The following is a 26,859-nucleotide window of genomic DNA, read 5'->3' as shown; positions in this document are numbered from 1 at the left end:
GCCGATAACTTCACGTCTCATTGCACCCGCCCGTGCGCAAACCCGCGCCCGGGCGGTCTCACGGATGATGTGGAGTACCCATGGCTCATCCCCGCTCCAGACGCATGCGGGCGCTGGCCGTACCGCTCGGGCTGGCTCTGACGGCGTCCCTCGGCGTCCTCTCCCCCGCGGCCACCGCCGCGCCGCAGGAGGCCCGGGCCGCCGCCGCTTCGGCCGACGGCCCGCTGCTGTCGTACGTCGTCAACACCACGCCCGGCCGTGCGACGGTCGGCAAGGTCGAGAAGGCGATAGCCCGGGCCGGCGGGAAGGTGATCGTCGCCCACGAGAAGATAGGCGTGATCGTCGTCCACTCGGCCGATCCGCAGTTCGCCGCCTCCATGCGCACCGTGCCGGGCGTGGCGTCGGCGGGTGCGACCCGTACCGCGCCACTGAAGGCGTCGGGCACCACGGACGTCGGCAAGCCGCAGAAGGTGGACCTGTCGAAGTCCCAGCTCGCGGCGGCCGGCCGGACCGCGAAGGCGAAGGGCGAGGAGCCGCTCGAACCGCTGCAGTGGGACCTCCCCGCCATCAAGGCCGACCGGGCCGCGAAGGTGAACCCCGGCAGCCGGAACGTCACCGTCGCCGTCATCGACACCGGTGTGGACGACACCCACCCGGACCTGAAGCCCAACTTCTCCGCCAAGCAGTCCGCCAACTGCGTGGGCGGGGTGGCCGACACCTCCAAGGGGGCCTGGCGGCCCTGGGACCCGGCCAGCGACTACCACGGCACGCACGTCGCCGGCACGATCGCCGCGGCCCGCAACGGCGTCGGGGTGGCCGGTGTCGCCCCGGGCGTGAAGGTCTCCGCCATCAAGGTCAGCGAGCCGGAGACGAGCCTGTTCTACGCCGAGAGCGTGGTGTGCGCCTTCGTCTTCGCGGCCGACCACGGCGTGGCGGTCACCAACAACAGCTATTACGTCGACCCGTGGATGTTCAACTGCAAGGATGACGCCGACCAGGCGGCCATCGTTGACGCGGTCGGCCGGGCGGCGAGCTACGCGCAGCGCAAGGGCGTGCTCAACGTCGCCGCCGCGGGCAACTCCAACCTCGATCTGGCGGCCCCGCAGCTGCCCGACGCCTCCAGCCCGAACGACTCCACGCCCGTGGAGCGCACCATCAACCCGAAGACCTGCTGGGACGTGCCCACCCAGCTGCCGGGCACGGTGACGGTCGCGGCGACCGGTGTGCACAAGCTCAAGTCCGGCTACTCGAACTACGGCCTGGGCCAGATCGACGTGGCCGCGCCGGGCGGCGACTCGAAGCAGGTGCCCGACCTGCCCGCCAAGAACGGCAACATCCTCTCCACCATGCCGGGCGGCGACTGGGCCTATCTGGCGGGTACGTCCATGGCCACCCCGCACGTGGCGGGCATCGCGGCGCTCCTGAAGAGCGCCCACCCGAAGTCCAGCCCGCAGGAGATCCAGTGGCTCCTCAAGGAGCAGGCGGACAACCCCGGCTGCCCCACGGGTGACACCACCTGCACCGGCACGCAGCACATCAACAGCCACTTCGGTTACGGGATCGTCGACGCGCTCGACGCGGTGAAGAAGTAACCGGGACGGCTTGACCGGCCACCGGGAAGACACGGCCGGGAAGCGGCTCAGGCGGTGACCGTCTGCGGGGGCCGGGTGCTTCGGCGCCCGGCCCCTTGCCGTTGCCCGGCCGCCCGGAGCACGCCCTCGGCCAGGGCGAACTGCGCCGCCGTATAGGTGAGCATGATCCAGAACTGCGGGAGCGGCAGCTGGGGCCAGTGGGCGATACCGGACGCGATCAGGGTGTCGGAGAGCAGGAAGAGCAGTCCGCCGGCCGCCGCCCACGGTCCCGCCCGCAGCGCGCCGAAGCCCATCGCGGTGAGCAGCAGGCTGTATCCGGCGACCGGGATCCGCAGGTCGGCCGGGAGGCCCGGCCACAGCAGGGCGACGGTGGCGACCAGCGCGAGGGCGTAGCCGCCGGCGAGCACCCCCGTACGGGCCCGGCCGCCCGGCGGGGAGCCGTGGCGCCCGCACAGCAGCAGGTAGCAGACGTGCCCGGCGGCGAACGAGCCCATCCCCACCAGGAAGACCACTCCCCCGCCGTGCCCCCCGATCTGGAGGAAGGTGTCACCGCCGCAGCCGAACAGCAGCGCCCCGGCGAGCAGTACGGGGCCGCCGCGGGCGAGGACGTACGCGGCGAGCACCGGCATCAGGGCGGGTTTGGTGAGGTGGTCGACGAGGGTGGCACCGGCGAGCAGCGCGGCGAGGTGGACGACGGCGAGCACGGCGAACGCGGCCAGCAGGGGCCGGACGGCCCCCGGCCACCGGGCCGTCACGCGACGGTCTCCTCGACGGACGGGGCGGCAGAGGCGGGCGACGGGGCGGGGGCGGGGTCCGTCCCGAGCCGCTTGGCGGCCGGCTGCCAGCCCGGGCCGCGGAAGATCCGCCCGGCCCGCTCGGGCCAGCTGTCCGCGGCCCGTACGTCGCGTGCGATGGCGGCGTACTCGTGGGTGGCCACCCGCAGCGGGTTGTAGGTCTCGATGTTCTTGGTCAGGCCGTAGACGGGCCGCTCGGTCTCGGCGACGAACGAGCCGAACATCCGGTCCCAGATGATCAGGATCCCGCCGTAGTTGCGGTCCAGATAGCCGCCTTGGGAGGCGTGGTGGACGCGGTGGTGGGAGGGGGTGTTGAGGACGAACTCGAAGGGGCGGGGCAGTTTGCCGACGCGTTCGGTGTGCACCCAGAACTGGTAGACGAGGTTGGCGCCGGAGGTGAAGGCGACCACGGCCGGATGCACGCCGAGCGCGACCATCGGCACGTAGAACGGCCAGACGGTCCAGGTCGTCCAGGGCTGGCGCAGGGCGGTGGTGAAGTTGAACTTCTTGCTGGAGTGGTGCACCACGTGGCAGGCCCACAGGACGCGGATGACGTGGTGGCCGCGGTGCGACCAGTAGTAGAAGAAGTCCTGGGCGAGCAGCATCAGCAGCAGCGTCCACCACAGCACGGGGATGCGGAGCGGGGTGAGTTCGTAGATCGCGGCGTAGATCGCCACGATGGGTATCTTCCACAGCGCGTCGAAGACCAGGCTCCCCAGTCCCATGCCGACGCTGGTGGCCGCGTCCTTGACCTCATAGCCCGCCGCGTCCTCGTCGGGATGCAGGCGGTAGCTCACCATCTCCACCACGGTGAGCAGGACGAAGGCCGGTACGGACCACAACACGACATCGGGCAGGTGCGGCATGTCCCGCACCATAAAGGCGTGGACGGGGGCGCCGCTAGGGGTTGTTACTCAGAAGTATGTGAGACGTGATGTCAGCTGCCGACGATCGCTGTGAGGCCCGATGACGACCGCACCCACCCTCGCCGTCCTCGGCGGCGGTTTCTCCGACGCCCCCGACACCCTGCTCGACGACTTCGTGCTGGCCGCCACCGGGCGGCCGCGGCCGAAGGTCTGCTTCCTGCCCACCGCCAGCGGGGACGCCCCCGGCTACGTCGAGAAGTTCCACACCGCGTTCGCCGAGCGGGACTGCGAGACCAGCCACCTGGAGCTGTTCCGCCGGACCGTGACCGATCTGCGGGCGTTCGTCCTCGCGCAGGACGTCGTGTACGTCGGCGGCGGCAACACCGCCAACATGCTCGCCGTCTGGCGGCTGCACGGTCTGGACGCGGTGCTGCGCGAGGCGTACGCGGCGGGCGTCCTGCTGTGCGGCATCAGCGCGGGTGCCTGCTGCTGGTTCGAGAGCGCCTTCTCCGACTCGTTCGGCCCGCCGGCCCCGCTCGCCGACGGCCTGGGCCTGCTGCCGGGCAGCCTGTGCCCGCACTACGACACCGAGTCCCTGCGCCGTCCCGGCTACCGCGAGGCGGTCAAGAACGCTGCCTTGCCGACGGGTTGGGCGGTCGACGACGGCGCGGCGGGCCTGTTCTCCGCCGGCCGCCTGACGGACGTCGTGACCCGCACGCCGGGCGCCACCCTGCACCGGGTGAGCCGCGGACCGGACGGCACGGTGCACGAGGTACCGGAGGAGGCGCGGCTGCTGGGCGGGTGACGGCGGGGCGGGCGGTCCCCGGCCGAGGCCGACCGCCCCCGCCCCTCACCACACCCGTACCGAGCCGCCCGGGGCGAAGGCCGGGCTGGTGGCGTTCGGGGGGATCTTGTCCAGGGGGTGGGTGAGTTCGGTGATGGTGGGGCCCACGCGGGCGGCTATGGGGGCCAGGTGGGCGAGGTCGAAGCCGTAGACGTGGGCGGCGTTGGTGGCGAGCAGGGCGGCGGTCTCGTCGGGGGGCAGGTCCGCGAAGGCGAGGCGGAGGGCCTCGCGGGAGTAGGGGTGGGTGCCCTCGTCGTGCGGGTAGTCGCTGCCCCACATGATCTTGTCGAGGCCGATGCGGTGGCGCAGCGGCACCTCGTGCGGGCGCATGAAGCTGGCGCCGACGAAGCAGTGGTCGCGCCAGACGGCGGCCGGGGTGTCGTCCATGGTGGCGGCCAGACCCGCGCCGAACCGGGACTCCGCGGTGGTGGCGGTCCGGGTCGCCGCGGTGACCAGCCGGCTGTGGTAGTAGTCCAGCATGTCCAGGACGCCGGGGATCCAGCCCGAGCCCTGTTCCGTCAGGACGAGCCGGAGGCCGGGGTGGCGGCGGAAGGCGCCGCCGAAGATCAGGTGCCACAGGGCGCGGTGCGAGAACCAGGTCGTTTCGACCATGAAGACCGCGCGGGCGGCCGGTTCGTCGCCGAGCGGCGGGGAGGCGGAGCCGCCGTGGTGGTTGACCGGGACCTGCAGTTCGTCGCAGACCGCCCAGAGGGGGTCGTAGGCCGCGGAGTGGAGTTCGGGGAGGCCGGAGCCGGGCGGGGTGCCGGGGAGCATGATGCCGCCGGTGAGCCCCGCCTCCTTGGTGCGGCGGACCTCCCGTACGGCCAGCTCGACGTCGTTGAGGAGGATCTGGGCGACGCCGGCCCGGCGGCCCGGGGTGTCCGCGCAGAAGTCGGCCAGCCAGCGGTTGTGGGCCCGCAGGCCGGCCCAGCGCAGCTCGAACTCCGTACCGGTGGGCGGCGGCGCCATGAGGGAGGCGCTGGGGAAGAACGGTGGGATGGTGTTGGGGAAGACGACCTCGGCGACGATGCCGTCGGCCTCCAGTTCGGCGAGCCGGCGGGCGGAGTTCCAGTTGCGGTCGGCGGTGTCGGCGAGCAGGTCCTCGTGCGGATTGACGTAGGTCGCCGCCCAGGCGTCGAAGGCGTCGTGGTGGCGGGACTCCAGGTACGGCTTGTAGTCGAGCAGGTCGGCGCCGGCGTGGCAGTCGGCGGAGATGACGGTGTAGCGCTCCTCGGTCGGCGTCCCGGTCGTCGTCATGGTGGTCCCCATCGGTGCGGTCATGGTCATCACTCCGTTCCCAGGAGCGGGAAGTCGTGGCCGGTGAGCCAGTGGCGGCCCACGGCGCGGGAGCGGGCCCAGGCCGCCTCGACCGCCGACTGGTCGCCGGGCTGGCCGAGTTCGGCGGGCGTCGGGCCGATACGGCGGGCCAGCGGGGCGAGCGCCACCGGGTCGAAGCCGAAGACCTCGGCCGCGGACAGCCCGAGCATCCGGCGGGTCTCGGCGACCGGGATGTCGTGGAAGGTGTCGCGCAACCACCTGCGGGTGTCCGGCCAGGTGCCCTCGGGGTGCGGGAAGTCGCTGCCCCAGAGGATGTTGTCGACACCGATCTCATAGCGCTGGGCGAGTTCGCGGCGCTTGGTGTTGGTGGCGCAGACGAACACCTGGCGGTCGAGGTATTCGTGGGGCGCCCGCTTCAACTCGGCGAAGGGGGACAGTTTTTTGCCGCCGTGCGCGCCCAGATAGAGGCGGTCCATGAACCACAGCAGGTTCGGCAGCCACCAGCAGCCCGACTCCGCGACGCCGAACTTCAGGCCGGGGTGGCGTTCGAAGACGCCGGACCAGAGCAGGAACCACAGCGGCCGGGCCGGCCACCAGGTCACCTCGGAGACGTAGATGCCCAGGTGGTCGCCGTATTCGTGGCGGGGCGCGGCACCGGAGTGGGTGACCACCGGCATCGCGCACCCGGCGGCGGCCGCCCATACGGGGTCGTAACGCCGGTCGTGGTAGGGCGCCTTGTCGGCCCACATGGACGGGATCATCAGGGCCCCGAGTCCGGACTCCTTGGCGCGGTGGATCTCCGCGACGACCTCGCCGGGGTCCGCCGTCACGGGCAACAGGGCGACGCCGCAGTGCCGTTCGGGGTGCGCGGAGACGAACTCGGCGAGCCAGCGGTTGTGCGCCCGGGCCCCCGCCATGCCCAGTTCGGGGTCCTGGTCGCCGGAGAGCCCGAGGCCCACGCCGAAGGGCGCGGCGGTCCGGCTGTCCACCGCGTCCGCGTCCGGGAAGACGACCTCCGCCGCGACGCCGTCGCCGTCGAGCTCCTTGAGGCGCTGCGCGGGGTCCCAGCCGCCGCGCAGGCCCTCCTCGTTGTCGGCGAACCATCGGGCGGCGAACGCGTCGTTGCGGATGCCGAGCCGGGTGGCCTCCTCCCGGCGGGCGCCGCGCTCCCCGAGGAACTCCTCGAAGGCCCGGTGGAAGCGGCGCTCCAGATAGGGCCGGTACTCCTCGGTGGGCAGCCCGGCGTGGCAGTCGGAGGAGATGATCAGGTACGGGTCCTGGTCGGTCATCACACACCCCTCAGTCCAGGATGAAGCGTTCGAGGTACGACGGGGCGGACCGCTCCAGCATCGACCGCGCCCGGGCCCTGATCTGCCGGTCGGTGTGCTCACCGGGCGGCAGCATCCAGAACCGGTCCGCCCGGATCCCGTCCACCACCGTCCCGGCGACCTCCTCGACCGGGGTGAACGCGATCTCCTGCCCGGCCTCCTTCATCGCCGCCTCCCACTGGCCGAGGCTGCGGTAGGGCGTCCGGCGGGGCTGCTGCTTGGCGTACCGCGCGGGCCGGTTGCGGTGCGACTCCCACAGACCGGTGCGCAGCATGTGCGGGCCGGGGAACAGCACCGACGCCCCGACGGGCGCGCCCTCCGCCCGCAGATGGGCGTGGAGCGATTCCGTCATCGTCACCACGGCGGCCTTGGTGACGGCGTAGACGGACGCGGTGGGCAGCGGGGCGATACCGCCGTCGGTGGAGGAGGTGTTGACGACGTGGCCCGGGGCGCCGCCCGCGAGCATGCGCGGCACGAACGCCTGGATGCCGTGGAAGACGCCCCACACGTTGACCGCGAAGGCCCACTTCCAGTCGTTGACCTCGTGCTCCCACATGCGGCCCTCGGCGCCGGAGCCGACGCCGGCGTTGTTGCACAGCACGTGGACCGCGCCGAAGGTGGCGTACGCCGCGTCGGCGAGAGCTTGCACCTCGTCGCGCACCCCGACGTCGACGGTGCGGGCGAGGACCTCCGCGCCGTCGGCCGTGAGCGCGTCCGCGGCGGCGCGCAGCGGCGCCTCCTCGACGTCCGCGAGGACCACCTTGAGCCCCTCGGCGGCGAAGCGCCGCGCCAGGGCGAGGCCGATGCCGCTCGCGGCGCCGGTGACGACCGCGACCTGTCCCGCCCGCAGCTCCATCAGAGGCTCCCCTCGGGCGGCCCGTCGAGGATCTGCTGCGGGTCGTCGTACCGCTGGTGGACGTAGGGCAGCAGGGCCTCGGGGTCCACCCGCGCGACGACCCTGCCCCGCTGGTCGCTGCTCTTCTCGCCGAGCGTGATCCCGACGAGGGTGCGGACGGGGAGGTCGGCGACCGGGTCGTACATCGACTCCCGCAGGACGACGTCGCCGGTGACCCGCTCCAGGGTGCGGTGTTTCTCCCGCCGCACGCAGTGCACCAGTACCGGGTCGCCGTCGAAGCCCGAACCGTCCGCCGCGGGAAGGCATTTGAAGTAGAAGTCCGTCCGCTCCGACGGCTCCGGGAGCGGCAGGCGGCCGCTCACCGCGCCGCGCACCTCCACGAAGGCGATGCCGTGCCGGGCCAGTGCGGCGCGTACGGTCAGGCCGTCGCGCTCCACGGTCACCTCGCCGAGCTTCTTCGGCTCCCCGAAGACCTCCCGGCCGCCGGTCAGGGCCCGCTCGTGGGTCATCGGCATGACGAGCGGGTACCAGCCCGCCACGCCGTCGTGCTCGGCGGTGACCGCGACCGAGCCGGCGCCGAGCGGATAGCCGGGCAGCGTAACGGTGCTGACGGTGGCCCGGACCAGCGGCCGTCCGGAGGGTTTCAGCGGCGGCGGCAGCACCGCCGCGACCGCGTCCGGATCGCTCTCCCAGAGCGCCACCACACCGGTGGACCAGATGTCGGGGAGCCGGGAGCCGGTGGCGCGCGCCGCGGCGATCTCCGCCTCGGTGCGGGCTCCGTAGCGTATGCGTGCCATGTCGTACCGCCCTTCTCAGGTCGTGACCTTCCGGGGGTTCCATCGGCGCCTGTAACACTGTTACACCGTGCGGGACGAAGGGTAAAGGGCCTTGCGGGCAAGGGAGTTGACGGGACAGGTGGGGGTCATGACACGTACCGCGCTGACCGGGGAAGAGGTGCTGGCGGCCGCCGCCCGCCTGGTGCGGGCGCACGGCCCGGCCGCCCTGACCATGCGCCGGCTCGCCACGGAGCTGGGCACCGCCGTCACCTCCATCTACTGGCACGTCGGCAACCGCGAGTCCCTGCTGGACGCGCTGGTCGAGCGCACCGTCCGGGAGATGGGCGAGATCCGGCCCACCGGACGCACCCCGCACGCCCGGGTCGTCTCGGTCGCCCGGGCGCTGTACGCGGCGCTGCGCGAACGGCCGCAGCTGATCGCGATGGTGCACGAACGCGGCCTGACGGAGCGGATGTTCCTGCCCGCCCAGCAGGCGCTGGTCCATGAGCTGCACGCCGCCGGGCTGCGCGGGCGGCCGGCCGCCGAGGCGGTCCGCGCGGTGCAGTTCCAGGTCGTCGGCTTCGTGCTGGTCGAGCGGGCCCGCGAGCGGTCGCCCGCGCAGCACCCCGGCGAGGGCGAGCTGTGGGACTCCCCCACCGCGGAACACGATCCGGCGCTGGCCCGCGCCCTGGCCGCACCGGCAGACCCCGAGCGGCTGTTCACGGTCGCGTTGGAGGCATTGGTGGCGTCCCTGCTGCCGGGCTGAGGGGGCATCGGGACGCGGTGGCGTCAAACGCGCGGCGGTGGGCCGGATTTGCCGGAATGCGGGCCGTCCGGGCGGGTTGTGGCGGCGGTCCGGGTTCGGCCGGTGTCGGTGGGGGCCCGTATCCTCAGGGACCATGCTCGAAGACCGCATGGCAGCAGCCGACCCGATCGCGCCGAAGATCGGGCAGCAGCCGGGACCGCCCGCGCCACCGACGCCGCCCACGCCGCCGGCTCCCTGGCCGTCCGGGTACCCCGAGGGGTATGCGGTGGTCGACGTGGAGACGACGGGCCTGGCGCGGGACGACCGGATCATCTCCGCGGCCGTGTACCAACTCGACGCGACGGGCGAGGTCCAGGACCGCTGGTACACCCTCGTCAACCCGCAGCGGGACCCCGGCCCGGTGTGGATCCACGGGCTCACCAGCGCGGTGCTGGCCGACGCCCCGCTCTTCCCGGACGTCGTCCCGGAGCTGTCGAGGCGGCTCGACGGCCGGGTGCTGGTGGCGCACAACGCCATGTTCGACTGGTCGATGATCGCCCGTGAGTACGCCCGCGCCGCCGCGGTCGCCCCGGTGAGCCAGCGGCTGTGCACGATCGCGCTGTCGAAGGAGCTCGGGCTGCCGCTGCCCAACCACAAGCTGGAGTCGCTGGCCGCCCATTACGGCGTCGTCCAGGAGCGCGCCCACCACGCGCTGGACGACGCCCGGGTGTTGGCCGAGGCGTTTCGCCCCAGTTTGCGGCGGGCCGCCCGGGAGAACCTCCGGCTGCCGCTGCTGAGCTGCCAGCCGCTCACGGAGTGGTCGGACAGCCCCGCGCCCCGCCGGACCGCCGCCGCGTCGACCTACCGCCCGTCCACCTGGCGACCCTCCCGCAAGCGGCCGGCCTGCCCGTACCCCAATCCGGGGCGCTACGCCGAGGGCGGGCGGCTCGTGCAGGGGATGCGGGTGGCCTTCTCCGGCGACACCTCGGTGGACCGGGAGCTGCTGGAGGACCGGGCGATCGAGGCCGGACTGCACGTCGCCACGAGCGTGTCCCGGGTGACCAGCCTGCTGGTCACCAACGACCCGGACGCCCGCACCTCCAAGACCGTCAAGGCCGCGGCGTACGGCACGGTCGTGATCGACGAGGCGGCGTTCATGCAGCTGCTGCAGGACGTCGCGCCGGCCGGGTCCGCGCCTGCGTCCGGGTGAAGCCCGCCCAACACGCCCGCCGGCGCCTCGCCCCGCACCGGCCCCACCCGCACGCTGTGGCGCATGGCACGTTGTGAGGTCTGCGGAAACGACTACGGGATGACGTTCGAGGTGCACGCGCAGGGCGCGGTGCATGTCTTCGACTGTTTCTCCTGCGCCATCCACCGCATGGCGCCTATCTGTGAGCACTGCCGGGTCCAGATCATCGGCCAGGGCGTCGAGGCCGACGGCAAGTGGTACTGCGGGGCGCACTGCGCCCGCTCGGACGGGCGGGTGGGCATCGTCGACCGGGTCTGAGGGCGGGGCGGCGGCCGGCACCCCCGGACCCGGCGCCGGGCGGCCGGACCGCCCCAGGTACCGTCGAAGCCGTGTACCGCTTCCTGTTGTCCCGGCAGTGGGTGATCCTCACCCTCGTGGGTCTCGTGCTGATCCCCGTCATGATCAAGCTGGGCTTCTGGCAGCTGCACCGTCATGAGCACAAGGTGGCGCAGAACCAGCTCATCGCGTCCAGCCTGGCCGCGAAGCCGGTCCCGGTGACCGAGCTGGCCGCCCCCGGACGGGACCTGCCGCACCGCGACATGTGGCGCCCGGTGACCGCCACCGGCCGCTACGACACCGCCCACGAGGTCGTGGTCCGGCAGCGCACCGCCGCCGACGAACAGTCCATCGGCTACTACGTCCTCACCCCGCTGACCCTCGGCAACGGCGACGACGTCCTGGTCAACCGCGGCTGGATCTCGGCGGGCGACGACCTCACCAAGTTCCCCGACGTCCCGCCCGCCCCCAAGGGCACGGTCACCGTCACCGGCCGGATGATGGCCGACGAGACCACCGCGGTCAGCGGCATCAAGGACACCAAGGGCCTGCCGCCCCGCCAGGTCATGCTGATCAACAGCAAGGAGCAGGCGAAGCGGACCGGCCGGCCGATGCTCGGCGGCTACATCGAGCAGACCGGGCCCGAGGCGCCGGGCGGCACACCGGAGATGGTCCCCGAGCCGGACCACGACTCCATCGGCCCGCACATGGCGTACGCGATCCAGTGGTGGCTGTTCGCGGCGGCGGTTCCGGTCGGCTGGGTGGTGCTGGTGCGCCGGGAGCGCCGCGACCGGGCGAAGGCGGCCGAGGAGGCCGCAGCGGGTGCGGACGAAGCAGACAATGCACCTGAAGTCGCAGAAACGGGGCGGGAGAACGGCGGTTCTGCCGACGTAGCCCGGTCGGCCGCCGGCACCGAGTAGGGCACCCGCACCGCGGGAAGGCGAGCTGCGTGCACCCACATATCGAGGACTACGCGCTCATCGGGGACCTGCAGTCCGCCGCGCTCGTCGGCCGCGACGGTTCGATCGACTGGCTGTGCCTGCCCCGCTTCGACTCACCCGCCTGCTTCGCGGCCCTCCTCGGCAGCAAGGACAACGGCCACTGGCGGCTGGCCCCGCAATCATCCGAGGCCCGCGCCCACCGCTCGTACCGCGGCGAGTCACTGATCCTCGACACCGTCTGGGAGACCCCGACCGGCCGCGTGAAGGTCACCGACTTCATGCCGCAGCGCGACGTCCAGCCCGATGTCGTACGGATCGTGGAGGGCCTTGCGGGCCGGGTCGAGATGCGCGGGGTGCTGCGGCTGCGGTTCGACTACGGACGGGTGGTGCCCTGGGTGCGGGCCGCCGAGGGCTGCCGGGTCGCGATCGCCGGCCCGGACTCCGTATGGCTGCGCACCCCGGAGCAGGGCCACACCTACGGCAAGGACTTCAGCACCCGCTCGGACTTCACCGTCGCCGAGGGCGAGCGCACCGCGTTCGTCCTGACCTGGCACCCCTCGCACGAGCCGCGGCCGGACCAGATCGAGCCGTTCGGCGCGCTGGAGGACACGCTGGAGGACTGGCAGGCCTGGTCGGCGCGGTGCCGCTACGACGGGCCGTACCGGGAGGCGGTGGTCCGCTCGCTGATCACCCTCAAGGCCCTCACCTACGCGCCCACCGGCGGCATCGTCGCCGCGCCCACCACCTCGCTGCCCGAGAAGCTCGGCGGGGTGCGCAACTGGGACTACCGCTACTGCTGGCTGCGCGACGCCAGCCTCACCCTGAACTCCCTGCTGTCCGCCGGGTATCTGGACGAGGCGAGCGCCTGGCGGGACTGGCTGCTGCGGGCGGTGGCCGGCGCCCCGGACGACCTGCAGATCATGTACGGGCTGGCCGGGGAGCGGCGGCTGCCGGAGTACGAGGTGCCGTGGCTGACCGGGTACTGCGACTCCGCGCCGGTGCGGATCGGCAACGGCGCGGTCGACCAGCGCCAGCTGGACGTCTACGGGGAGGTGCTGGACTCCTTCCACCTCGCCCGCACCGCCGGGCTGCCGGCCGAACCGCACGCCTGGAGCATCCAGCGGTCGCTGATGGAGTACCTGGAGTCGAATTGGCGCGACCCCGACGAGGGGCTGTGGGAGATCCGCGGGCCGCGCCGGCACTTCGTGCACTCCAAGGTCATGGCGTGGGTGGCGGCCGACCGGGCGGTCCAGGCCCTGGAGGCGAACCCGAAGCTGGGTGGCGGGCTCGACCGCTGGCGGGCGATACGGGACGAGGTCCACCGGGAGGTGTGCGAGCGGGGCTACGACGACGAACGCGGCACCTTCACCCAGTCCTACGGGTCCCGGGACCTGGACGCGGCGACCCTGCTGATCCCCCGGGTGGGTTTCCTGCCCGGTGACGACCCGCGGGTGCGGGGCACCATCGAGGCGGTGCGCCGGGAGCTGACGCACGAGGGCCTGGTGCGCCGCTACACCACCGACGGGGGCTCGATCGACGGGCTGCCGGGCGGTGAGGGCACCTTCCTGGTCTGCTCGTTCTGGCTCGCCGACGCGCTGCGGATGAGCGGCCGGCGGGACGAGGCGGCGCAGCTCTTCGAGCGGCTGCTGTCGCTCCGCAACGACGTGGGGCTGCTCGCGGAGGAGTACGACCCGGCGGCCGGCCGCCAGCTGGGGAACTATCCGCAGGCGTTCAGCCACATCGGGCTGGTGGGGACCGCCTTCGGGCTGCTGGACGGGGCGGAGGCAGACTAGGGACATGGATCTTGGACTCACCGACCGGACGTACCTCGTCACCGGGGCCACCCGTGGCCTGGGTTTCGCCACCGCCCGCGCACTCGTCGACGACGGCGCGAACGTCGTGATCAGCGGCCGCACCGAGGAGAGCGCCACGAAGGCCGCCGCCTCGCTGGGCGAACGCGCCCTGGGCGTGGCGGCCGACAACGCCGCCGCGGACACCCCGGCCCGCCTGGTGGCGGCCGCCCGTGAGCGCTTCGGGCGGCTGGACGGCGTGCTGATCAGCGTGGGCGGTCCGCCCCCGGGGACGGCCGCGGACAACACCGACGAGCAGTGGCAGGCGGCGTTCGAATCGGTCTTCCTCGGCGCGGTGCGGCTGGCCCGGACGGCCGCCGCCGAGCTGGACGAGGGCGGCGTGATCGGCTTCGTGCTGTCCGGTTCGGTGCACGAGCCGATCGCCGGCCTGACCGTCTCCAACGGGCTGCGGCCCGGTCTGGCCGGTTTTGCGAAGTCGCTCGCCAATGAGGTGGGGCCGCGCGGCATCCGGGTCCTCGGTGTGCTGCCCGGCCGGATCGCCACCGACCGGATGACCCAGCTCGACGCGCTCTCCGGCGACCCGGAGGGCAGCCGGGCCCGTAACTCCGCGGCGATCCCGCTGGGCCGGTACGGCACGCCCGCGGAGTTCGGCCGGGTCGCGGCGTTCCTGCTGTCGCCGGCCGCGTCGTACGTGACCGGAGTGATGGTGCCGGTCGACGGCGGGGCCCGGCACGGCTTCTGAGGGGCCCGCGGGGCGGGCGACGGCCCGCCCCGCGGCCCTCAAGTGACGCGTTCGGGGCGGTGCTTGACCTCGCGCAGCCGGACCTCGGCCGGCAACCGGTCGAGCCCCGCCGAGCGCCGGGCGTGCGTCATCGCCTCGCCGGACAGCCGGCCGAGGACATGGCCGGGGTCGGCGTGCGGGGCGAGCGCGAGGACCGCCCGGACCCGGGGTTCGGTGCGGCGGCCGGTGAGCCGCAGGGCGGCATGGTCGACGCCGTCCAGGGCCTCCGTCTCGGCGGTGAGCACCGCCTCCAGCGCCCGCCCGCGCAGCACGGCACCCTCGCCGTCGCCGCTGTCGACGAGGATCTCGCCGAGCCGGTGGCGCCGGAACTGCGCCAGCAGCCACCACAGCAGGAGCAACACGAGGACGGCCAGCGCGGCGATGACCACCGGCCACCACCAGCCCTGGTCCGTCCAGCGGGTGCGCTGCCGCGCGGTGAGCAGGACGTCGCCAGGATGGGACCAGGGCCAGCCGGCCGGCAGCCCGAGGTGCCAGGCCGCGGGCAGGTCCAGCCCGCCCAGCAGCACCAGTCCGCCGGCGCCGAACAGCACCACGCCGGTCAGGCCGAGCAGCACCCGGTTGGCTCTTCTGCGGGTCCGGCGCATCGCACTCACCCCTTCTTCGGACGGCGGACGTGCACGGTCAGCCGCATCCGGTGGGCCAGGCCCAGCTGGTCGAGGCCGGCGCCGAGCGCGGCGTCGAGGTCGGCGCGGACCTCGTCGAGCTCGCGGAAGTGGGAGACCGCCCGCGCCTTGGCCTTGTGCCGGCCGACGGTCATCCGGACGGACTGCACACCGGCGACCTCCATGGCGCGGTCGCGCAGCACCAGCGCGGCGGCCGGCCGGTCGAGGCCGGCCCGGACGTCGGGGGCCACCGGCCGCATCGGCAGCATCCGGCGCAGTCCGGGGGTGACGGCGAGCACGATCAGCCAGAGGCCCACCGCTGCGGCCAGCGCCGCACCGGCCAGCACCCAGGTGTCGTCGAGGTGACGGGTGGCCAGTTCGCCGGCCAGCCGCCGGCGCCAGGCCATCGCGGGCCGGTGCGCGCGCACCGCGGCCACGTCGTAGAGCAGCAGTCCCGCGGCGGCCAGCAGCACCAGCGCGACCAGCGCGGCCGGCACCCGGCGGGACGACCAGAAGCGGCCGGTGCGGCCGTCGTCCGCGGCGCCGGTGGCGGTGGCACCGGTGGCGGAACGGGGCGATCCGCCGGGCTGTTTCTCCAGGGTGGGCAGCCGCCGGGTCTCCGCCGGCTCCGCGTCGTCGTCGCTCATCGCACCCTCTCCCGGCCCCTGCCCTCCAGCAGCGCGGAGTGCAGCCGCTCGACCTCCACCGTGACCTCGGGAACCGTCATGTTCGCCAACTCCCCCACGCGCTCGGTCACTCGCCGGCGCACCACCCGGACTTGCGCGCCGATGTCCGAGGGGTAGCCCAGTTCCACCGCGATCCGTACCCGCGCCTCGCCGAGGTGGGCCGGGTCCTCGCGCCGGTGGACGCTCACCGTGGCGTGCGCGTCCGTGTGGTCCTGCGGGGACTTCGCGCGCAGTGCCTCGCGGGCGGCCCGGGCGGCGATCTTCGCCACCACCCGGTCCGCGATCCGGGTCGCGCCCCGCTCGCCCGCCGGTACGTCAGCGGCAGCGGTGGGCGGGGACGCCGTCGTCACCCCGGCTCACCGCCGCCGTTCGTCGCGGTCACCGGTGCGCGCGCGGAAGAACTCGCGGGCCTCCACGTCCCCGTCGAGGATCCGGCCCGCCACGAACCCGACCGCGCCCAGCGCCGCCACCAGTACGAACGCGCCGAAGCCGCCGAAGTATCCGGCGAAGCCCAGCGCCATTCCGGCCAGAAGACCGGCCACGGCCATGCTCATCGTGCGCTCCTTCGCTGCCTACTCCGGACGGGCCCGCTCACTGGAGTCTCGGCTCCGCTTCCTCTTCTTCGTCCGATTCGTCGGGGAGCTTGACGTCGCTGACCGCGATGTTGACCTCGACGACCTCCAGGCCCGTCATCCGTTCCACCGCGGCGATGACGTTCTCCCGGACGCTGCGCGCGACGTCGGCGATGGCGACGCCGTAGTCGACCACGATCTCCAGGTCCAGCGCGGTCTGCACCTCGCCGACCTCGGCCTTCACCCCGCGGCTCGCGGTCGCCGCCCGGCCGCCGCCGGGCACCCGCTCGCGTACCGCGCCGAGCGTGCGGGCCAAGCCGCTGCCCATGGCGTGCACGCCGACGACGTCCCGGGCCGCGAGGCCGGCGATCTTCTCCACCACGCCGTCGGCGATGGTGGTCCGCCCACGGGTCGCGGGGTCACCGCCGCCGCGCTTGACCGGCGTCCTGGGTCCGTCCTCTTGCTGGCTCTCGGTCATCACCGTACGTCCCTTTCCGGGAAGAAGGGGATTTCTGTCCGCATTCGCTCCCTTTTCGGAGGTTTTCGTTCCCACAGTAGGTGGGGTCGCCCCCGGGCGCTTGGGGGATGTGGCAGCGGAGTGCTCCTCCCGACGCCGTTCGGCGCACCGCCCTGCCGTGCGGTCCGGTCTGCGGCAGGCTGGGGGCGGGGGACCGAAAGGGGTGACACGGTGGCCGCTGAACAGGTGGCGCAGACGGTACGACAACAGCTGGGGATCGGCCGGGTGCTGCCGCTGGGCGGGCCCGCGAACGGTTCCTGGATCACCGAGCAGGCCGCCGCCGGGGCACTGCGGGCGGCACTCGGCACGCGGTCCGGGGTGCGGCTCGGCACCCTGCGGCTGTCCGTCGCCGACCCGGTGCACGCCCCCGGCCCGGCGGTGCCGGCGCCGCCGAGCGCCCTGCCGCCGGGCCCGCTGCGGATCAGCGCCGAGTTCGCCGCGGTGGCCGACCGGCCGCTGCCCGCCGTCGCCGACGAGGTGCGGGCGGCGCTGCTGGAGGCGTCGGTGCAAGGGCTGGGGCTGGTGGTGGCCGCGGTGGACCTGCGGGTGACCGGCCTGCTGGAGGAGGCCGGCGCGGGCCGGGCGGGGCCGGCGCTCACCACCGTCCGTCCGGAGAAGCCGCCCGTGACGGCCGAGCCGGCCGGGGCGGTCCCGGAGGGTCCGGAGGGGATCGCCGCCGCGGCGCTGGCGGTGTCCGGGGTGGCCCGGCTGGCGCCGGCGCTCGGCGGCCGGACCCGGGCGGTGCGGCGCACCGACGGGCATGTGCTGGTGCAGCTGGCCGTGGCGGCCGGCTACCGCCCGCTGGACGTCGCCGTCGCGGTGCGGCAGGCGGTGGCGGCCCGGCCGGACGCACCGGAGACGGTCGCGGTGCTGGTCACCGCGGTGGAGCGGGACTGACCCGGCGACGGCCGCCGCCAGGCAGCACGCGGCCCGGCCGGCTGCCGTACGGCGGCCGGCCGGGCCACGTCAGGAGGTACGCGTCGGCCTCGGTGCGCTAGTCGCCGATGCCCGCGAGGTCGCGCAGCCGGCGGGCCTGGGCGGCACGTTCGGCGCGGCGCTGCTCCTCGTAGGTACGGCCCGCGGCGCCGGCCAGCAGGGCCTTGGTCTCGACGACGGCGTCGCGCGGCGCGGCGAGCAGTGCGGCCGCCAGGTCGGACACGGCGGCGTCGAGTTCCTCGCCGGGCACGACGACGTTGGCCAGACCGATCCGGGCGGCCTCATCGGCGTGCACGAACCGTCCGGTGGCGCAGATCTCCAGGGCCCGGGCGTAGCCCACCAGCCCGACCAGGGGGTGGGTTCCGGTCAGGTCCGGGACCAGCCCGAGGCTGGTCTCCCGCATGGCGAACTGGGCGTCCTGCGCGGCCACCCGCAGATCGCAGGCGAGCGCCAGCTGGAAGCCGGCACCGATGGCGTGCCCCTGGACGGCGGCGATGGACACCAGGTCGTTCCGCCGCCACCAGGTGAACGCTTCCTGGTACTCGGCGATCGTGTCGTCCAGGGCGTCGTCCGAACCGCGCGCCAGATCGATGAACGACGGCTCGCCGTCGAAGCCTTCGGGCGTGAACGCCTGCCGGTCGAGGCCCGCGGAGAAGGACCGGCCCTCACCGCGCAGCACCGCGATCCGGACGTTGCCCGGCAGCAGCGAGCCCGCCGCGGCCAGCGCCCGCCACATGGCCGGCGACTGTGCATTGCGCTTGGCCGCGTTGGCGAGGGTCACCGTGGCGATGTCGCCGTCCACGGTGAGCCGCACACCGTCCTTGTCGAGCAGAGTCATGAGCGCCTCCGAGTCAGCCAGCCGCACCTGCGTGCGTAAGTGACTGAACGGTAACCTCCCGGCCGACTGATCGGCCGACCGGGGGGACACCGCTGTTCCGGAGACGCGGCTGTCAGACCGTGGCGGCCTTCTTGCCCCTTGTGGCTCCGCCGCGACCGCGCAGCACCACGCCGGATTCGGTGAGCATCCGGTGCACGAATCCGTAGGAGCGACCGGTTTCCTCGGCCAGCGCCCGGATGCTCGCACCGGAGTCGTACTTCTTCTTCAGGTCTGCCGCGAGCTTCTCGCGCGCGGCGCCGGTCACCCGGCTGCCCTTCTTCAGAGTCTCGGCCACCCGTGCCTCCTCGTGGGAAGTGCGCTCTGGACTCTCATGATCACCCCTCCCCGGCTTCCTGGCCACCCATTCCGCAAGGTCTCTCCGACATCCTTTGCCGGCGCGGGCGCGCTCCGAGCGGGCGGAATCTGTCATTCCGCTCATCCCGCGGGCCGAGCGGCCGCCGCTCGGGACGAGAAGTAGCAGGTCAGGTGGCGTACGGCCGAAAAGGGGCGCTCCGGGCCGGAGCGGACGGGACACCGCGCGCAGGCACGCCGGTGTACGAGCCGTTCTCACTCAGATGATGGATCACACGTCGGCCGAATGATCCATACGGCATGATCCCCGCGCCGTGAACGCACCGCGGGACGCCGCTACGCCCCGGCCCAAAGCCCCCGGGCCGGGCGCCCGGATCAGGCCAGCGCGACCAGATCCGCGTAGTCCTGGCCCCACAGGTCCTCGACGCCGTCGGGCAGCAGGATGATCCGCTCCGGCTGGAGCGCGTCCACCGCGCCCTCGTCGTGCGTCACCAGGACCACCGCGCCCGCGTAGGTGTGCAGCGCGCCGAGGATCTCCTCGCGGCTGGCCGGGTCGAGGTTGTTGGTGGGCTCGTCGAGCAGCAGCACGTTGGCGGACGAGACCACCAGCGTGGCCAGCGCCAGCCGGGTCTTCTCCCCGCCGGAGAGCACCCCGGCGGGCTTGTCGACGTCGTCGCCGGAGAAGAGGAAGGAGCCCAGCGTCTTGCGGATGGCGACCAGGTCCATGTCCGGGGCGGCCGAGCGCATGTTCTCCAGGACCGTGCGGTCCGGGTCCAGGGTCTCGTGCTCCTGGGCGTAGTAGCCGAGCTTGAGGCCGTGGCCCGGGCGGACCTCACCGGTGTCGGGCTGCTCGACGCCGGCCAGCAGCCGCAGCAGGGTGGTCTTGCCCGCGCCGTTCAGGCCCAGGATGACGACCCGGGAGCCCTTGTCGATGGCGAGGTCGACGTCGGTGAAGATCTCCAGGGAGCCGTAGGACTTCGACAGGCCCTCGGCGGTGAGCGGGGTCTTGCCGCACGGCGCCGGGTCCGGGAAGCGCAGCTTGGCGACCTTGTCGGAGATCCGCACCTCGTCCAGGCCCGAGAGCAGCTTCTCGGCGCGCCGGGCCATGTTCTGCGCGGCGACGGTCTTGGTGGCCTTGGCCCGCATCTTGTCGGCCTGGGAGTTGAGCGCCGCGGCCTTCTTCTCGGCGTTCGCCCGCTCGCGCTTGCGGCGCTTCTCGTCGGCCTCGCGCTGCTGCTGGTAGAGCTTCCAGCCCATGTTGTAGACGTCGATCTGGGACCGGTTGGCGTCCAGGTAGAACACCTTGTTCACGACGGTCTCGACCAGGTCGACGTCGTGCGAGATGACGATGAAGCCGCCGCGGTAGGTCTTGAGGTAGTCGCGCAGCCAGACGATCGAGTCGGCGTCGAGGTGGTTGGTCGGCTCGTCGAGGAGCAGGGTGTCGGAGTCCGAGAAGAGGATCCGGGCCAGCTCGACGCGGCGCCGCTGGCCGCCGGAGAGGGTGTGCAGCGGCTGGGCGAGGATGCGGTCGGGCAGGCCGAGGCTGGCGGCGATGGTCGCGGCCTCCGCCTCGGCGGCGTACCCGCCCTTGGTGAGGAACTCGGTCTCCAGGCGCTCGTACTTCTTCATCGCCTTTTCGCGGGTGGCGCCCTTGCCGTTGGCCATCCGGTCCTCGTTCTCGCGCATCTTGCGCAGCACGGTGTCCAGATCGCGGGCGGACAGGATGCGGTCGCGGGCGAGGACGTCCAGGTCGCCGGTGCGCGGGTCCTGCGGCAGATAGCCGACCTCGCCGGAGCGGGTGACCGTGCCGGCGGCGGGGATGCCCTCGCCCGCCAGCACCTTGGTGAGGGTGGTCTTGCCGGCGCCGTTACGGCCGACCAGGCCGATCCGGTCGCCCTTGGCGACACGGAAGGAGGCGGACTCGATGAGGACGCGGGCGCCGGCGCGCAGCTCGATGCCGGAAGCGGTGATCACGGGAAAACTCCAGGGCAGGAAGACGGCGGATTGGACGGACGGTCCGAGAGCGGGCTGCGCCGTCTAATGAACCCAGAGGAGAACTGCCATGGGAGGCAGTCTAACGGGCCGGTGCAAGTAGTTTTCCCGGCCGCCGGCGGGGGCGCGGGGCCCGGCCGCCGGCCCGTGGACGCAGGCCACGCCGTGCGCTGCGACACCGTGCGCGGAGCGCGGGCGGGCGTTGTCGGCCCCCGGTGAAAGACTGTGATCCGGGACACATGGAGCCGCTGAGGAAAGGACCGTGATCACGATGTCAGGGACCCCGACGATGTACCCGACGGTGCTCTACCAGGACGCTCAGGCCGCCATCGCCCAGCTGACGAAGGCGTTCGGCTTCACCGTCGGCGCGAAGTACGAGACCGAGGACGGCCTGGTGCTGCATGCCGAACTCTCCTACGGCAACGGCACGGTGATGCTGGGTTCGAAAGGGCGCGGCGGGGTCTTCGCCGAGGCGATGGAGGAGGCCGGGCCGGTCGGCGTCTACGTCCGCGTCGAGGACACCGACGCCCACTACCGCCGGGCCGAGCGGTCGGACGTGGAGATCCTGCTGCCGCCCACCGACATGGAGTACGGCTCGCGGGAGTACCTCGCCCGGGACGCCGAGGGCAACGTCTGGAGCTTCGGCACCTACACGCCGGCCGTGGCCGCCGCCGGTGCCGGGCCCTGACCTCCCGGCCCGGGCCGGCACCGGCCGGGAGGTCAGGCCCCGCCGGTGTGCACCTGGAACGCCGCCCGGCGCACGGCCTTGGCGAGGGCCGGGTCGGGGTGGGCCGCGGCGAGCGCGACCAGCACCTGGACGGTGCGGGGGTGGCCGACGGCGCGGACCTCTTCGAGGAGGCGGGGCACCGAGCCCTGGACCGCCGAGTCGAGGTGGCGCACCAGCAGCTGGGTCTCCCCGTGGTCGGCGACCGCTGCCGCGGTGTCCACCCACAGCCAGGTCGACTCCTCGCGGGTGAGCACGTCCGGCGCGGTCTCCGGGTCGCCGCCCTCGTGCTCGACGAGCCACAGCAGGGCGTACGGACGCAGCACGGGCTCCTCGGCGGCGGCGCGTACGGCCTGCTCGGCGGGGGCGCCGACGGCCCGCAGCGCCTCGAAGGCCAGGCCGCGCAGCAGCGCGTCCTCGCCGCGGGCCACGGTCAGCAGTTCCTCGACGGCCGCGCCGACGGAGCGGGCGGCGAGCCAGGCGCGGTACTCGGCGCGGGCCGGTCCCGGGGTCAGCCGGGCGCAGCCGCGCAGCATCGCCTCCGCGGACTGCTCGATGTTGCCGGCCGGGCTCTGCGCGGCGACGCAGATCTGCTCCAGCTTGACCCACACCGACCAGTTGCCCAGCGGGGTGAGCTGCGCCTCGGCCGCGTCCTGCGCGCCCCGGTGGACGCCGTCCCGGGCCCCGTGAGGCACCAGTGCGCCGACGGTCAGCAGGGCGTCCAGCGCCCAGCCCAGGAGTTCGGCCAGCGACGCCCCCGCGGAGTCGTCGGCCGGGTCGGGCGCCGGGTGCGGGGTGCCGGGGGCGTGCGGGGCGTCCTGACCGTAGGGGACCTCGCAGCGTTCCGTGCGGAGTTCGGTGACCCGCTGTTCGAGCATGTCCAGCAGGACCGGCAGGCGTACCGGGCCGGCGGACAGGTGCAGCAGGGAGAGCAGTTGCGGCAGCGCCTCGACGACCTCGGCGACGATCGCGGGAGGTGCACCGGCCGGGGCGGGGCGGGCCAGCGACCAGGCGTCGAAGAGCGCGACCCAGCCGCGCAGCACGGCGGTGTCGTCGCGGTCCCAGGCACGCAGCCGCCAGCCGGGGCGGACCAGGCCGTCGTGCAGTTCGATGAGTCCGGCGAGCCGGGCCAGGTCCCAGTCGGTGCGCACCTGCTGCGGCGTCAGGGCCAGCGCGTCCGCGGCGCGTTCCACCGCCGCCGCCGGCAGTGCGCCGTCAGGGCCGGCCCGCAGACCGCCGCCGGTGCCGCCGGCCGCGCCGGAGCCGTCGGCCCAGCGGGCGAGCCGGGCCGCGCCGGCCAGCACGGCGCGGGCCTGGCGGGCCAGTTCCGCGGGCGGCGGGGTGCCCTCGGGCGGGCGGGGCGCCGGACGCTTGGCCCGGGTTGTCACCGCCCGGCGGGCGGCCGCAACCGGTTGACGGGGGACGAGTCGGAGCCGGGAGTCGCGCGGAGTACGGGACGTCACAGGAGCAGTGTTGCCGCTGACGGCCCGAAAGCCCAATCGGAACCCGGCTTGCGATCCGGTGGGGCGCCGTCATCGCGCCGCCCCATCCGGGATGGGGGGAGTTGTCCCTGCGTATGCCGGGGCGTCACATGAGGGGGGTGAGGAAGCGGCGCAGCGCCTCCTCGTAGCCGGCCGGGTCGGCGTTCCACATCGCGGCGTGCGGGGCGTGCGGGACGGCGTGCAGGGTGACCAGGTCGGGGCGGCGGGCGGCGAAGGCGCGGGAGGCCGCCCAGGGGGCGATCCGGTCGTCGGGGCCGTGGAAGATCAGCGTGGGCGCGTTGAGCGCGGCCGGGTCCGCGGCGTCGGCGGGCCGGTGGACGGGCATCCCGGTGACGCCCTCGGCGGCCCGGACGACGAGCGGCAGCAGGGCGCGCGGGACCCCCCGGGCGGCGGCCAGCGCGCGGACGGTGGTGTGCCGGTCCAGGACCGGCGAGTCCAGGATCAGTCCGCTGATCCGGTCGCGCAGCGCGGAGTGGGTGGCGGCGCGCAGCGCCATGGTGGCGCCGACGGACCAGCCGTGGAGGACGACGTCGCGGGCGCCGTAGCGGACGGCGTAGCGGATCGCCGCGTCCAGGTCGCGCCATTCGCTGTCGCCGAGGTGATTGATGCCGTCGGTGGTGCGCGGGGCGCCCGGGTCGTTGCGGTAGGCCAGGTCGAGGACGGGCAGCCGGTGGCGGTGCAGGAACGGCATGACCACCATGGGGTGTTCGCGGGTGGTGCCCAGGCCGTGCGCGGTGATGACCCAGGTGTCGCGTACGCCGGGGACGAACCAGGCGGGGAGCGGCCCGAGTTCGCCGGGGACGTCGACGTCGGCGCAGTCCAGGCCGAGGGCGTCGCGGGGGTTGCCGCTGTGCACCTGCGGGGTGAGCCGCATCCGCATGCCGGGCCGCAGGGTGCCGTGGGTGACCCGCTCCAGGCGGCGGACGACGGCGTCGGCGGGGTGCGGGGCACCCTGGACGACCGAGCCGACCTCCGCGTGGCAGCCGGCGCCGGTCAGGCCGTAGGTTCCCGGCCGCAGGGACGCGAAGCTGCGGGTGAGGGCGATCCGCTCCGCGCCGGCGGAGTGCACGGTGAGCCGGGAGTCCCCCGGGAGGGGGTGGTCGGGCGATGGTTTCAGGGCAATGTCGCCGGCGTACCGGCCGACCGCCACGGCGGCCGCCCCGGCACCGGCCACGGTGAGGACGGCAACGGCCGCCGCGGTACCCGGACGCACCCCCTCAGTGTGGGCGGCGGCGCCGGGTGCGGCCACTCGGCCACGTCGCCGGGGTGACCGGCGGGACGGCGGCCGCCCGGCCGTGCGGGCCGCCGTCCCCGGTGCGGTCGGTCTTCCGGGTGCGGTCAGCCGCGGGCGCCGTTGGGCTGGCCGTAGCCGCTCAGGCGGGTGCCGGCCGCGTCGAGCTGGCCGGGGGACAGCACGGCCGGCGTCCGGCCGGGCACGGAGTGGGCGAGCAGCCAGACCCGGGACATCCACTCCAGCTGGGCGGTGCGGTCCAGGGCCTGGTCGAGGCTGTCGCCGTAGGTGAGGGTGCCGTGGTTCTGCAGCAGGCAGCCGGTGCGGTCGCGGAGCGCCTCCAGCATGTGGCCGGCGAGCTCGTCGCTGCCGTAGAGCGCGTAGGGGGCGACGCGGACGGGGCCGCCGAGCGCCGCGGCCATGTAGTGGACCGGTGGGAGTTCGGGGACGAGGGTGGAGACGGCGGTGGCGTGCGGGGCGTGGGTGTGGACGACGGCGGCGGCCGGGGTGCTGCGGTAGACCGCCAGGTGCATCGGGAGCTCGCTGGTCGGCCGGAGGCTGCCGATGATCTGCCGTCCTTCGAGGTCGACGGCGGTGGTGTCGCGGGGGCCGAGCCGGTCGTAGGGGACGCCGCTGGGGGTGACCAGGATCAGGTCCTTCAGGCGGCACGAGACGTTGCCCGAGGTGCCGACGACCAGGCCGTCGGCGACGGTTCTGCGGGCGGTGTCGACCAGGTCGCTCCAGGCGGCGGCGAGCGGGTCGGGACGGTCCTTCATGGGGTCCTCCGGCGCGGTGCGGCGAGTGCGGATTCAGTGCGCGCCACCGTACGAGCAGGCCGGGGAAGGGTACGGCGGGGGCCCGCCGGAGCGGTATCCGCCATATGGGGATACCTGCGGGATCGAGGTGGTTTGGCCGGGGATCGACCGTCTTGGGCGACCGATCCGTTACGTTCGCCTTGTCATGCACGTCACGACCGGCTGCGGACCGGCGTAGCCCAGGAAGTTCACCGATGGGTGAGACGAAAGTGACAGGGGAGGCGCCTACGCGTGAACAGTGCGGGGGCGTCATCATCGCGCCCGGCCCAGTTCACCTTCCGTTCACCCACCCTCCGTACGTTCCGAGCGACACTGACCTTCGAACTGATTGCCTGGGTGAATGGAACACATCACGCTTCTCATCGGGATCGTGATCGTCACGGCCTTGGTGTTCGACTTTACGAACGGCTTCCACGACACGGCCAACGCAATGGCCACCACCATTTCCACCGGGGCATTGCGACCCAAGACCGCGGTGGCGATGTCGGCAGTGCTCAATCTTGTCGGCGCGTTCCTCTCCGTCGAGGTGGCCAAGACCATCTCCGGCGGCATCATCGACGAAGCCTCCGGCATCAGACCGGAGGTGATCTTCGCCGGCCTGGTCGGCGCGATCGTCTGGAACCTGGTCACCTGGCTCGCGGGCCTGCCCTCCAGTTCCTCCCACGCACTCTTCGGCGGCCTCATCGGCGCCACCCTGGTGTCCGTCGGCACCCACGGTGTGCACGGCGAGGCCGTGGTGATGAAGGTCCTGATCCCGGCGGTGGCCGCCCCGTTCGTCGCGGGCCTGGCCTCGATGGCGGCGACCCGGCTCACCTACCGCCTGACCCGCGGCCGCGACGAGGCCGACACCGCCAAGGGCTACCGCGCCGGGCAGATCGCCTCGGCCGCCCTGGTCTCCCTCGCCCACGGCACCAACGACGCCCAGAAGACCATGGGCGTGATCACCCTCGCGCTGATCACCGGCGGGGTCGTCGCCCCGCACGCCGACCCGCCGCTGTGGGTCATCGCCTCGGCCGGCCTGGCCATCGCGCTCGGCACGTACCTGGGCGGCTGGCGGATCATCCGCACGATGGGCAAGGGCATCACCGACATCCAGCCGCCGCAGGGCTTCGCCGCCCAGACCGGCGCCGCGGCCACCATCCTGGCCTCCTCCCACCTCGGCTTCGCGCTCTCCACCACCCAGGTCTGCTCCGGCTCCGTGATGGGCTCCGGCCTGGGCCGCAAGGGCGGCGTGGTGCGCTGGTCCACGGCCGGCCGGATGGTCGCCGCCTGGGCCCTGACGCTGCCGGCCGCCGGTGCGGTCGCCGCGGGCGCCGCGTTCCTGGCCGGTCAGGGCACCTGGGGCGTGGGCGCGGTGGCGGTCCTCGCACTGGGCGTCTGCGGTGCCATCTGGGCCGCCTCCCGGCGCAAGCCGATCGACCACACCAACGTCAACGAGGGCCCGGCCGCCGAACCGGTGGGCGTGGTGACCGCCGCGCTGCGCGCCGTCTCCCCTCCCCCGGCCGGCCACCCGGTCCCGCCGGTCGACGCCCCGGCCGACGCCGTGGTGCCGGACCGGTCCGTCGCCACCGACACCCCGACCACCCCCGCCCCGCGCGCCCAGGCCGCGACGGTCACCCGCTAACGGCTCTCACCCAAGGAACCCCATGACCATCGACTGGGCAGCTCTCGGCCAGGTCTTCGGCGTCACCCTCGTGGTGACGGTCGGCCTGGTGGGCCTCTTCACCGTCGGCATCGTCGGCACCTCCCGCAAGCCGGTCCGGGAGGGCGAGGCAGCTGCCGCGACCGCGCCCGGGGCGGGCGCGCGGACCGGCGCGCTGGTCGCCTTCGCCCTGTGCGCGGCGGCCGTGGCCTGCGGCATCTACCTGATCGTCGCCGCCTGACCCCGCCGACGGCGGCGGGCAAGGCACACGACGACCGGACCGACGGCGCGAG

Annotated in this window: 29 protein-coding genes; 12 read left to right on the top strand and 17 right to left on the bottom strand. The window is 73.7% G+C overall.

The window, feature by feature from the left end; genetic code table 11:
- The first annotated feature begins 80 nt into the window (after positions 1-80).
- Positions 81-1,592 carry a S8 family serine peptidase gene (locus IG62_RS0108515; protein ID WP_030799353.1) on the top strand — a complete coding sequence of 504 codons (1,512 nt, stop codon included), beginning with the start codon at positions 81-83 and terminating at the stop codon, positions 1,590-1,592.
- A gap of 47 nt (positions 1,593-1,639) precedes the next feature.
- Here the strand turns inward: IG62_RS0108515 and IG62_RS0108510 are convergent, their stop codons facing one another.
- Both IG62_RS0108510 and IG62_RS0108505 read right to left on the bottom strand, forming a co-directional pair.
- Positions 1,640-2,347: a lysoplasmalogenase gene (locus IG62_RS0108510; protein WP_037837982.1), complete on the bottom strand. Its 708-nt coding sequence runs from the start codon at positions 2,345-2,347 to the stop codon at positions 1,640-1,642.
- Positions 2,344-3,252, bottom strand: coding sequence for a sterol desaturase family protein (locus IG62_RS0108505; protein ID WP_030799348.1), 909 nt, complete (start codon positions 3,250-3,252; stop codon positions 2,344-2,346). Before IG62_RS0108505 ends, IG62_RS0108510 begins: the two co-directional genes overlap by 4 nt.
- Positions 3,253-3,352: 100 nt before the next feature.
- On the opposite strand from IG62_RS0108505, the gene IG62_RS0108500 reads away from it, so the two are divergent.
- The gene (locus IG62_RS0108500) at positions 3,353-4,057 is read left to right on the top strand and encodes a peptidase E (RefSeq protein WP_030799344.1); all 705 of its coding nucleotides are present in this window, start codon (positions 3,353-3,355) and stop codon (positions 4,055-4,057) included.
- A gap of 45 nt (positions 4,058-4,102) precedes the next feature.
- On the opposite strand, the gene IG62_RS0108495 is transcribed toward IG62_RS0108500, so the two are convergent.
- The 4 genes from IG62_RS0108495 to IG62_RS0108480 are packed head-to-tail and all read right to left on the bottom strand — an operon-like array spanning position 4,103 to position 8,355.
- A complete protein-coding gene (locus IG62_RS0108495) occupies positions 4,103-5,377 on the bottom strand; it encodes an amidohydrolase family protein (protein ID WP_234326340.1) in 1,275 nt (424 codons plus the stop codon).
- Positions 5,378-5,382: 5 nt separating this feature from the next.
- The gene (locus IG62_RS0108490) at positions 5,383-6,663 is read right to left on the bottom strand and encodes an amidohydrolase family protein (RefSeq protein WP_030799339.1); all 1,281 of its coding nucleotides are present in this window, start codon (positions 6,661-6,663) and stop codon (positions 5,383-5,385) included.
- 10 nt (positions 6,664-6,673) lie between these two features.
- On the bottom strand, positions 6,674-7,558 hold the full coding sequence (locus tag IG62_RS0108485; protein ID WP_030799336.1) for an SDR family NAD(P)-dependent oxidoreductase: 885 nt from the start codon (positions 7,556-7,558) through the stop codon (positions 6,674-6,676).
- Positions 7,558-8,355 (bottom strand): acetoacetate decarboxylase family protein, encoded by a 798-nt coding sequence (locus IG62_RS0108480; protein WP_030799334.1) that lies wholly within the window; start codon positions 8,353-8,355, stop codon positions 7,558-7,560. Before IG62_RS0108480 ends, IG62_RS0108485 begins: the two co-directional genes overlap by 1 nt.
- 127 nt (positions 8,356-8,482) lie before the next feature.
- On the opposite strand from IG62_RS0108480, the gene IG62_RS0108475 reads away from it, so the two are divergent.
- From IG62_RS0108475 to IG62_RS0108450, 6 genes are all read left to right on the top strand, one after another.
- On the top strand, positions 8,483-9,100 hold the full coding sequence (locus IG62_RS0108475) for a TetR/AcrR family transcriptional regulator (RefSeq protein WP_030799330.1): 618 nt from the start codon (positions 8,483-8,485) through the stop codon (positions 9,098-9,100).
- A 133-nt stretch (positions 9,101-9,233) separates the two neighbouring features.
- Positions 9,234-10,289 carry a DEDDh family exonuclease gene (locus tag IG62_RS0108470; RefSeq protein WP_030799328.1) on the top strand — a complete coding sequence of 352 codons (1,056 nt, stop codon included), beginning with the start codon at positions 9,234-9,236 and terminating at the stop codon, positions 10,287-10,289.
- A gap of 63 nt (positions 10,290-10,352) precedes the next feature.
- Positions 10,353-10,586 (top strand): hypothetical protein, encoded by a 234-nt coding sequence (locus IG62_RS0108465; RefSeq protein WP_077192103.1) that lies wholly within the window; start codon positions 10,353-10,355, stop codon positions 10,584-10,586.
- 71 nt (positions 10,587-10,657) lie between these two features.
- Positions 10,658-11,524, top strand: a complete 867-nt coding sequence (locus IG62_RS0108460) for an SURF1 family protein (protein ID WP_030799325.1) — start codon at positions 10,658-10,660, stop codon at positions 11,522-11,524.
- Positions 11,525-11,553: 29 nt separating this feature from the next.
- On the top strand, positions 11,554-13,338 hold the full coding sequence (locus IG62_RS0108455) for a glycoside hydrolase family 15 protein (protein ID WP_030799324.1): 1,785 nt from the start codon (positions 11,554-11,556) through the stop codon (positions 13,336-13,338).
- A gap of 4 nt (positions 13,339-13,342) precedes the next feature.
- On the top strand, positions 13,343-14,098 hold the full coding sequence (locus IG62_RS0108450) for an SDR family oxidoreductase (protein WP_030799322.1): 756 nt from the start codon (positions 13,343-13,345) through the stop codon (positions 14,096-14,098).
- A gap of 38 nt (positions 14,099-14,136) precedes the next feature.
- Here the strand turns inward: IG62_RS0108450 and amaP are convergent, their stop codons facing one another.
- The 5 genes from amaP to IG62_RS0108425 are packed head-to-tail and all read right to left on the bottom strand — an operon-like array spanning position 14,137 to position 16,496.
- A complete protein-coding gene (gene amaP / locus IG62_RS0108445) occupies positions 14,137-14,742 on the bottom strand; it encodes an alkaline shock response membrane anchor protein AmaP (RefSeq protein WP_030799321.1) in 606 nt (201 codons plus the stop codon).
- Positions 14,743-14,747: 5 nt separating this feature from the next.
- Positions 14,748-15,407: a DUF6286 domain-containing protein gene (locus IG62_RS0108440; protein WP_030799319.1), complete on the bottom strand. Its 660-nt coding sequence runs from the start codon at positions 15,405-15,407 to the stop codon at positions 14,748-14,750.
- Positions 15,404-15,796: a hypothetical protein gene (locus IG62_RS0108435; RefSeq protein ID WP_030799317.1), complete on the bottom strand. Its 393-nt coding sequence runs from the start codon at positions 15,794-15,796 to the stop codon at positions 15,404-15,406. Before IG62_RS0108435 ends, IG62_RS0108440 begins: the two co-directional genes overlap by 4 nt.
- A 6-nt stretch (positions 15,797-15,802) precedes the next feature.
- Positions 15,803-16,000 carry a hypothetical protein gene (locus IG62_RS0108430; protein WP_030799312.1) on the bottom strand — a complete coding sequence of 66 codons (198 nt, stop codon included), beginning with the start codon at positions 15,998-16,000 and terminating at the stop codon, positions 15,803-15,805.
- A 37-nt stretch (positions 16,001-16,037) separates the two neighbouring features.
- Complete coding sequence (locus tag IG62_RS0108425; RefSeq protein ID WP_030411707.1) at positions 16,038-16,496, bottom strand: Asp23/Gls24 family envelope stress response protein; 459 nt, start codon at positions 16,494-16,496, stop codon at positions 16,038-16,040.
- A 210-nt stretch (positions 16,497-16,706) separates the two neighbouring features.
- Between IG62_RS0108425 and IG62_RS0108420 the strand changes: the two genes are divergently transcribed.
- Entirely contained in the window at positions 16,707-17,432 is a 726-nt protein-coding gene (locus IG62_RS0108420; RefSeq protein ID WP_030799310.1) for a hypothetical protein, read from the top strand.
- A 97-nt stretch (positions 17,433-17,529) separates the two neighbouring features.
- On the opposite strand, the gene IG62_RS0108415 is transcribed toward IG62_RS0108420, so the two are convergent.
- The 3 genes from IG62_RS0108415 to IG62_RS0108405 all read right to left on the bottom strand — a co-directional run bounded on the left by IG62_RS0108415 (position 17,530) and on the right by IG62_RS0108405 (position 20,634).
- On the bottom strand, positions 17,530-18,309 hold the full coding sequence (locus IG62_RS0108415; protein ID WP_030799308.1) for an enoyl-CoA hydratase/isomerase family protein: 780 nt from the start codon (positions 18,307-18,309) through the stop codon (positions 17,530-17,532).
- Between the two features lie 112 nt (positions 18,310-18,421).
- Complete coding sequence (locus tag IG62_RS0108410; RefSeq protein WP_030411710.1) at positions 18,422-18,643, bottom strand: helix-turn-helix domain-containing protein; 222 nt, start codon at positions 18,641-18,643, stop codon at positions 18,422-18,424.
- A 392-nt stretch (positions 18,644-19,035) separates the two neighbouring features.
- Positions 19,036-20,634, bottom strand: a complete 1,599-nt coding sequence (locus IG62_RS0108405) for an ABC-F family ATP-binding cassette domain-containing protein (RefSeq protein ID WP_030799306.1) — start codon at positions 20,632-20,634, stop codon at positions 19,036-19,038.
- 289 nt (positions 20,635-20,923) lie between these two features.
- Between IG62_RS0108405 and IG62_RS0108400 the strand changes: the two genes are divergently transcribed.
- Positions 20,924-21,340, top strand: coding sequence for a VOC family protein (locus IG62_RS0108400; RefSeq protein ID WP_030799304.1), 417 nt, complete (start codon positions 20,924-20,926; stop codon positions 21,338-21,340).
- A 32-nt stretch (positions 21,341-21,372) separates the two neighbouring features.
- On the opposite strand, the gene IG62_RS0108395 is transcribed toward IG62_RS0108400, so the two are convergent.
- The 3 genes from IG62_RS0108395 to IG62_RS0108385 form a co-directional block, all read right to left on the bottom strand.
- Positions 21,373-22,839 carry a hypothetical protein gene (locus IG62_RS0108395; protein WP_078871882.1) on the bottom strand — a complete coding sequence of 489 codons (1,467 nt, stop codon included), beginning with the start codon at positions 22,837-22,839 and terminating at the stop codon, positions 21,373-21,375.
- Positions 22,840-22,963: 124 nt separating this feature from the next.
- Positions 22,964-24,091 carry an alpha/beta hydrolase gene (locus tag IG62_RS0108390; protein ID WP_030799300.1) on the bottom strand — a complete coding sequence of 376 codons (1,128 nt, stop codon included), beginning with the start codon at positions 24,089-24,091 and terminating at the stop codon, positions 22,964-22,966.
- A 125-nt stretch (positions 24,092-24,216) separates the two neighbouring features.
- Positions 24,217-24,885, bottom strand: a complete 669-nt coding sequence (locus tag IG62_RS0108385) for a class II aldolase/adducin family protein (RefSeq protein ID WP_030799299.1) — start codon at positions 24,883-24,885, stop codon at positions 24,217-24,219.
- 379 nt (positions 24,886-25,264) lie between these two features.
- Between IG62_RS0108385 and IG62_RS0108380 the strand changes: the two genes are divergently transcribed.
- A complete protein-coding gene (locus IG62_RS0108380) occupies positions 25,265-26,548 on the top strand; it encodes an inorganic phosphate transporter (protein WP_030799296.1) in 1,284 nt (427 codons plus the stop codon).
- A 22-nt stretch (positions 26,549-26,570) separates the two neighbouring features.
- Positions 26,571-26,807, top strand: a complete 237-nt coding sequence (locus IG62_RS0108375) for a hypothetical protein (RefSeq protein WP_030799294.1) — start codon at positions 26,571-26,573, stop codon at positions 26,805-26,807.
- Positions 26,808-26,859 lie beyond the last annotated feature (52 nt).

The sequence above is a fragment of the Streptomyces sp. NRRL S-337 genome (assembly GCF_000720175.1).
Classification (GTDB): domain Bacteria; phylum Actinomycetota; class Actinomycetes; order Streptomycetales; family Streptomycetaceae; genus Streptomyces; species Streptomyces siderophoricus.
Note: the sequence above shows the minus strand (reverse complement) of the source record. Positions and strands in the feature narration are given on the sequence as shown.